Source organism: Lutispora thermophila DSM 19022 (assembly GCF_900142105.1).
Lineage (GTDB): Bacteria > Bacillota > Clostridia > Lutisporales > Lutisporaceae > Lutispora > Lutispora thermophila.
Genome location: NZ_FQZS01000048.1, coordinates 1 through 7,547, shown reverse-complemented (window position 1 = coordinate 7,547; position 7,547 = coordinate 1). Strand labels below are relative to the sequence as shown.

5 protein-coding genes and 3 pseudogenes are annotated in these 7,547 nt (G+C 36.2%); 1 reads left to right on the top strand and 7 read right to left on the bottom strand.

The genetic code is table 11. From position 1 onward, the window contains the following. A pseudogene (locus BUB48_RS17150) lies at positions 1–231 on the top strand (IS982 family transposase); the annotation flags it as partial. Positions 232–392: 161 nt separating this feature from the next. On the opposite strand, the pseudogene BUB48_RS17145 reads toward BUB48_RS17150, so the two are convergent. The 7 genes and pseudogenes from BUB48_RS17145 to BUB48_RS18230 form a co-directional block, all read right to left on the bottom strand. Then, positions 393–1,508 (bottom strand): annotated as a pseudogene (locus BUB48_RS17145) (recombinase family protein); the annotation flags it as partial. A gap of 189 nt (positions 1,509–1,697) precedes the next feature. After that, complete coding sequence (locus BUB48_RS17140; protein WP_073028107.1) at positions 1,698–1,895, bottom strand: hypothetical protein; 198 nt, start codon at positions 1,893–1,895, stop codon at positions 1,698–1,700. 269 nt (positions 1,896–2,164) lie between these two features. After that, positions 2,165–3,298 carry a hypothetical protein gene (locus BUB48_RS17135; protein WP_073028104.1) on the bottom strand — a complete coding sequence of 378 codons (1,134 nt, stop codon included), beginning with the start codon at positions 3,296–3,298 and terminating at the stop codon, positions 2,165–2,167. Positions 3,299–3,524: 226 nt separating this feature from the next. Next, complete coding sequence (gene rlmD / locus BUB48_RS17130; RefSeq protein WP_073028101.1) at positions 3,525–4,880, bottom strand: 23S rRNA (uracil(1939)-C(5))-methyltransferase RlmD; 1,356 nt, start codon at positions 4,878–4,880, stop codon at positions 3,525–3,527. A gap of 372 nt (positions 4,881–5,252) precedes the next feature. Continuing rightward, the gene (locus BUB48_RS17125; protein ID WP_073028099.1) at positions 5,253–6,308 is read right to left on the bottom strand and encodes a protein-glutamate methylesterase/protein-glutamine glutaminase; all 1,056 of its coding nucleotides are present in this window, start codon (positions 6,306–6,308) and stop codon (positions 5,253–5,255) included. After that, on the bottom strand, positions 6,280–7,125 hold the full coding sequence (locus BUB48_RS17120; protein WP_073028097.1) for a CheR family methyltransferase: 846 nt from the start codon (positions 7,123–7,125) through the stop codon (positions 6,280–6,282). The genes BUB48_RS17125 and BUB48_RS17120 overlap by 29 nt, the downstream gene beginning before the upstream one ends. A 78-nt stretch (positions 7,126–7,203) precedes the next feature. Beyond that, positions 7,204–7,547: pseudogene (locus tag BUB48_RS18230) on the bottom strand (methyl-accepting chemotaxis protein); the annotation flags it as partial.

The window sequence follows — 7,547 nt, the reverse complement described above, 5'->3', positions numbered from 1 at the left end:
CAATTCCCTAAAGAACTGAGGCAAGCTATCTTTAGATTAAGGCGAAGGATTGAAACGTCAGCATCCCAGCTTGTTTGTCAACTCAATATTGAGAGAGTACTAGCGAAGTCTTTTTGGGGGTTACAAACAAGGATTAAAACCAAATTATTGGCTTATAACTTGTGTTATTACATCAATAAACTTATAGGCCGTGAGTCACATTCAAGAATCAAAGAGTTAGTATTTGGTTAATTAATCCACACAAAATTATCTAGCAAGGATTTTATACCCTTATTAGTTGGTATAATATTCCTTAAAATCAAATCTTACTACCTAGCACAAGAGGTTAATTTAAGAAACCGCCAACCAAGAGAATATATCTCCTGAATGGTGGTCATTCATGAAGGTTATGTTTATACATCTACTTCTACACCAGATTTAAATTCAATAGTTAGTTTGTCATCATAAACCGTTATTTTCTCTATAAGTCGCCTTACTAGTTGCTCATCATACTCCTCAAGGAGGGTGGATTGTTCATTTAGGAATTTTTCCATATCTTCTAGCCTTTGCTTGGAGCCTTTTTTGCCAGCTTCTTCTGCTAAAGCCTTATGCCTTTCCTCTCTGAGCCTGTAAATCTCATCGGCTATATCGTTATAATCTTCTTTGGAATTGGCCAGTCTCAAAAGGTCTTTTTGTAATTCCTCTAGCTTTTTATCTATCTCGGAAACAATATTATTGTCCGTTTCACTTATCACTGTTTCTATATTTTCCTTTAAGATAGTTAAAAAGCCATCCTTTTGCCCTATTAGTTTATTAATTGCATCCACCGTAGCAAGGCCTATCATATCCTCCAGCACGGTTCGGGAATGACAAGTTAACCCTGTATTCTCAAGCCTACTGACGCATCTCCAAACAATCGATTTTTTACCTCGGTTATTCCAATGAACTCTACGGTATATTTCGCCACACTCACCACAGAAGATAATTTGCGAAAATACATGATTTGAACTAAAGTTTCTTTTCTTTCCGCTAGTACTTATATGTCCTCTACTTCTACGAACTAACTCTTCTTGTACCTGCATGAAAATTTCACGCGGGATAATGGCTTCATGGTTATTCTCTACATAATACTGAGGTACGATTCCGTTATTAACAACCCTCTTTTTTGTAAGAAAATCTACCGTATAAGTTTTTTGGAGCAATGCATCACCAATGTATTTTTCATTGCTTAATATTTTCCTTATAGTACTGGTATGCCACCTTTTTTTCCCCGCTCCCGTAAGTATGCCATCAGCTTCAAGTCCTTTTTTGATTTTATCCATACTTGAGCCTTCAAGATACTCTCGGTAAATCCTTTTGACTATTTCAGCTTCCTCCGGCACAATTACTAATCGCTTATTTTCATCTTTGGTATATCCTAAAAACCTAGAACAATTGACCATTACCTCTCCCTGTTGGTATCGGTATTGATAGCCAAGCTTTACATTCTGGCTTAATGACTGGCTCTCTTGTTGCGCTAAGGATGCCACTCAACCCTTGACATCAACACCACGCACTCAACGTGGGTCGAGTTGATGTAATTGATGTCTGTGGGCTAATTTTTATAGTATCTGTACGTGGGAACATGTCAATCGGTTTTTGGCCGTTTTTCTAGAAATCGCCGTTCGCGGGAACATATCCACCTGAATACCACCATTCGGTTTTCTATGAATTATCCATTACTCAAAGAGCCTCATAATAAGCTTATTAATTTGTTCAATAATATCCTCTTTGCTTGCACGGTCTTTATGTTTTACCTGCCATCCTGCAATATTGCTCAGAGCATCGGTACATGCCTGAGCCATTAGATTCGAAGAAAGCAAAAGTTCTTTTCCGTATCTTTTGTTTTCCCGAAACCTTTGCCTTACATCCCTCACGATCTGCTCTGAGATGATATTTAACAGAATGGATATGCGCTGCTTTCCATGACAGACTGCACTGAAGCCTCATTCTCATCCAAAAATAATCAGATTTTTTCACTATGAATACATAAGACTATGTATACTCCCTGTGTATTTGCATAAGCAATTTTGCAATTGAATTCGCCTTGTACAGAGTTTCTCCAGTGTACTCCCCTTTTTCTTTGGTAAATTATATTATAGCTCTAAATAGATCTTCAGCTTTGCATTTCTATCAAAGTTTGTTTTTACTGTGTGTTTCTATATGCTTTGCGTAGATCTTCTTTAAGTGCATTTGCTCCTATATCACTTTGGTCAAAACGGCGTCGATTTTCATATTTCCCTATACCTACAATCCGTATATCTCCTCCACCTTGTTTATTCGGCCAGACTGTAACTATGTTTTTGCGTCTTCCGCGAGGACAAATTGCCTCAAAAATATACCCACCATCATTTCGCTTAATGCACTTATAATCCTTATCTAAATAAATAGATATTTCTGCAAGTTCATTAATAAGCGTCTTTACTAACATCGGATAGGATGTATTATTATCTATTTTATGTAGTGCTTCCAAATCACTCAAGCCAAGATTGTTTTTGCGAGAATCTTTAGTTTCTTTCCTATCTGCTTTCATGTTCTCTGTAATCCCAGCAATTTGCTCACCAAATAGATTGCACCCGGGCATATTTAATCGGTTATTCCAGAATACATCAAAATAAATAACACTGAATTCCTTGCCGAGCCTCATACTTATTTCATTCGCCTTTTTCAACAGGTATCGCTGCATGTCATCGTACAAGTTTTTTGTTCTAACTTCCCCAAACGATGAATCCCGTGTCAGACCCCAACGGTAGATACTTATACTGTCAAAAATTGCTTCATTCTTAATAATCCAACTGTCTATCGGCAGAAAGAGTAACGGCATTAATCGCTCCCGAGTTGCGCTATCAATTTCTTCCGCCATAGCTACAATATGTTCCAGATAGAGATCCACTATCTTACGAATTCGATTATATGATTCTTTTAACAAAGTTGGAGTGGAATAAGGAAGAAGTGCTTCTTGTAAACTCATGAACAATTTATGTTCAAATACATCTATTTCTTCTCTTTTTCTAACTTGCTGAAGCTCATTGATTATATGGTCCTTCTTCGTGAGAAAAACCTCATCAAACACTTCCATTGCTTTTATCTTATTATCATAAAAATTGCCATAATTAAGCTTTTTCCCAAATGCTTGTGTAGTGTTTATGTCCACAGCTTTTTTGCGAATACCATTTACTGTTACTCCCTTGATAATATCCTCATATTTATAAAGTACAGAAGGGTTTAGAAAAATTTTTTCTGCAGATTGCCAAGCCAAATTAAAAATGGAAATGTTCATAATAATCCCCCTATGCTTCTTATTTTTTGAAAGTCACATCCATCCTGTCTCCTCAACCCATATGCAAAAAGTCCTTTATCTATTCTGTCAACTCAACCCTACCTGTTTTTGGGCTCAAATACCATCTCAAAAATACCCCATCGACATGTTCCCATGTATGTATTTTGCCCTTTAAGGCCGAGTAGATGGATTAGATGTAATCCAGCAAACCCAGTAAAATCAGGGCCTATACCCTTGACATCAAGACGACACACTCAACGTGCACTGTGTGTGGGAACATGTCAACTAATCTAATCTTCTCCACTTTATATCCTGCCTTTATCATATCCTTAAGGTTTTCAACCAGTGTCTTCGGATTGCAGGATACATAGATCATCTGAGGCACCCCATAATCAATGATCTGTTGCAGGGCTTTAGGTCCAACACCAGGACGTGGAGGATCGATAATGATCAAATCTGGCTTTTTTTCAATCTCTTTCAGCTTTTCTCCCACATCACCCACTATAAACTCTATGTTGTCTATATTATTAAGTTTTGCATTTTCTTTAGCTGCTTCTATTGCTTCCTCTATCAATTCTATTCCATAGACCTTATCTGCTCTCTGGGATACTATCTGAGTTATGGTACCAGTGCCGCAGTATAGGTCATAAATTACTTTTCCTTTAGCATCTCCTAAATATTCCTGTACAACACTATAAAGTTTCTCTGCTCCCAATGAATTGGTCTGGAAGAAGGAGAAAGCCGATATCTTAAACTTTAATCCTAGAATCTCCTCTATTATATAATCTCTGCCGTATAGTACATCATAGCCTTCATTTTTAACCGCATCGGATAAGGAATCATTTTTTGTATGTAGAAACCCTACTAATGTATTATTAAGATTTAACTTTAGAAGCTCGTCAACCAAATCTCTGAAATCGTGTTCAAGTTGTGTTGTGGTTATTATATTAACCAAAAGCTCATTTCTTCTGAAGGATTTTCTTATTACCAAGTATCTTAGATAACCTTCATGGATCATCTTTCTATAAAAAGGCAGCCCTTTTTCCTTACAATAATCCGATATTGTCTTTAGAAGTATATTGTAATCATCATCTACTATTTTGCATTGTTCAATTGGCAATATATTATAGAATTTGCCGGATTGATGCATGCCAAGGGTCATCTTCCCGTCCTTGGTAAGGTTTCCAAAAGTGAACTCCATCTTGTTTCTATATTCAAACTCCAGAGGGCTTTTTTCTATTCCTTCATATTTGAAATTCTTTATATCTGCCTTTTCAAAAAGCTTAAGTACTTCCCGTTCCTTCTGACGAAGCTGTATCTCATAGGGCATACGCTGATGGGTACATCCACCGCATTCTGAAAAATGAGGGCATAAAGGTTCTATAGCTTCTTTAGGATATTGAAGCACTTCAAGAATAGATCCTTCTGCTTTATCCTTCCTGTTTTTTGTGATTCGCACCAGAACTCTTTCTCCCAGCATGGCATTCTTTATTTCAACTTTTTTATTTTCTACATTAGCTATACCTATTGAAGGGTACTTGGTATCTTCAATTAAAAGCTCCAGTATTTGTCCTTTTTTCATGGTATATATCTTCCTTTCTTGATAACATAGGGTTTAAGTCTAGTTTTTTGGATATATCTTACATGACTCTCTCTGTATTTACTTCATTAATACTATATCATGCATTTTCAACTATCATTAATTATTTATACTTTGCAACACAAAACTATACTTCAATAATAATATAAATAATTTTCCATGCCGTCAAATAGTATTTATGAAATATATTTTTGCTATTTATTAAGCCACAATAATACTGACACTGATTGCCAAAAAGCTAAGCAAAACCCCCAACCATCGTACATACGACAATCGGGGGTCTTTACATGCTATTTCAATCTCATATCTTGTGTCAAAACATAAACACAACAAACAATATTATATATAGCAATTCTAAATGTAGAGCATGATTTTTTCAAATACATTTGACAGTGTTACTTGAATATCAGCCAGACCTTCATCAAACACTGCCTTTGGCATTCCATAAACAATACAGGATTCTTCTGCTTCAACAATTACATGTCCATTGTATTTTTTTACCGACCTACAACCAATAAGCCCGTCATTACCCATTCCGGTAAGAATAACTGTCAACAACCGTTCTTTATAGATGGGAGCTGCTGATTCAAGAGTAACATTTATAGAAGGTTTATACAATATTTTTTCATTGTGCATATCTTCAATTATCAAGCTTATATTACCGTCACTTCTTTTGTATAGCAATGTTTGTAAACCTGCTGGGGCAATATAAATATTCCCGCCCTCTAAAACATCTCCATCTTCAGCCTCCTTAACATGCAAATTGCAAAAAGTATTAAACCGCTCCGCCAGTGATTTAGTAAAACCTGGAGGCATATGTTGAAGAACCAGTATGGGTACACGGGTGTCCTCAGGAAAATATGGAAGAATAGATTGCAAAGCTGCAGGTCCTCCAGTAGAAGTACCTATAATTACAAGATCCACTAATTGTGGTTTTGATTTAATTTCACTGATTATTGATACAACCCCTTTATCTTCAGCATCTTTAACTTCTGGCCGTGGAACCTTGGCATTTTCGGCAATCATCTTCAACTTGCACAAAAAATCTTCCATAACCTTATCTTCAACATCATGCCCAATGACTTCACTTTTTAGAAAGAAATCCACAGCCCCTTGTTCCAAAGCTCTTATGGTAATCTCTGCTCCTTCTTCCGTATGGTTGCTCAACATGACCACAGGTACCGGGTTTATTTCCATAATTTTCTTCAGGGCTGTTATACCATCCATTTTTGGCATTTCAACATCCATTGTCACAATATCGGGCTTTAGTAACTGGACTTTTTCTATAGCTTCGTATCCATCTCTGGCAATTCCCACAATAGAAAACTGGGGATCTTTTTCAATTACAAGGCTTATACTCTTTCTCATAAACGAAGAATCATCAACTACAAGTACTCCATACTGCTGCATTATATTCTCCTCCTTTCCTGTAGTAATAAACAGAGGACGTAAGTATTGTTTCAAAACCTGCATGTAAGCTGGTTATTGTCTCTGCATGTCCTAAAAACAGATATCCTCCAGGATTTAATATGTCGTAAAAAGCGTTGATTATTTTTTCGATGGCATTTATATCAAAATATATCAGTACATTTCTACAAAAGATAATATCCACTTTTCCGATTTTGCTTCTTATATTGTCATCAAAAAGATTTATGTGTTTAAAATCTATACTCTCTCTGATGGAATCCTTCACCTTATAATCTTCTTCTAATTCAATAAAGAACTTATTATAAGCTCCTACAGGCATCCTTCTAAAAGATAATGACCTCTTTTTATACACACCTTCTTTTGCTTTGTTTAAAACCTTTTTATTTATATCAGAGGCAATAACTTGCACTGCTCCGGCTTTAAATAGTGCGCTTTCTTCAATTAGCATCATTATTGTATAGGGTTCTTCGCCTGTCGAACAAGCAGCAGACCATATACGCAGTGGATTTTCCGGAGTTCGATCCATATATTGTGGAAGAATAACTTTTTGAAATTCATTAAGTAAATTTTCTTCCCTGAAAAAATAAGTCTCATTTACAGTTATTAACTCAATGAGCTTATCCCATTCTTTGGGCTCCATTATGAGATATCCACAATATTCCCAAGGGGATAGCCCCAATTCCTTTAATTTTAAACCAATCTTTGATTGGAGAGATAAGGGGTCCTTTCTATAATCTATACCACAATAATCATAAATCATACCAGCTAATATTTCTAAACTAGTTTTATCAGTCCTCATGAATTCATATCCCTCCTTTCGTCCTCATTGGATTACATATAAAGGTGGAATAATTCTTCCCCTTTATATGTAAATTATCTATCTCTCAAACTCCGCAAGAGCCTCTTTTATTTCATCAACATAAGTTATAATCTCCTTGCTTATAGACACAATCCTTTCCATTTCCCTACATCTTAGGTTTACTACTTCAGCAAATTCAGAGATTACTTTGTGAAGTTGTTCCACTTCACCTGTTTGGAGTTTTGTTGCCTTTGTAACTTGGCTTGCTTCTTCTGTAACATTTCTCATATTTCCAAGCACATCATCCACATTTTTAGCTTGCTCTTTGACTGCTACTGTTATCTGCCTCACTTGTTCCCTTGCATTTCCTATTCCCTTTACTACCTCTTCTACTCCCTTTGCCTGCTCTTTTGCTGCCTGGG

What these genes read in the sequence shown, in the direction of transcription:
- BUB48_RS17120 (WP_073028097.1), bottom strand. Translation starts at nt 7,125, where the DNA reads ATGAGGACTGATAAAACTAGTTTAGAAATATTAGCTGGTATGATTTAT.
- rlmD (WP_073028101.1), bottom strand. Translation starts at nt 4,880, where the DNA reads ATGAAAAAAGGACAAATACTGGAGCTTTTAATTGAAGATACCAAGTAC.
- BUB48_RS17135 (WP_073028104.1), bottom strand. Translation starts at nt 3,298, where the DNA reads ATGAACATTTCCATTTTTAATTTGGCTTGGCAATCTGCAGAAAAAATT.
- BUB48_RS17125 (WP_073028099.1), bottom strand. Translation starts at nt 6,308, where the DNA reads ATGCAGCAGTATGGAGTACTTGTAGTTGATGATTCTTCGTTTATGAGA.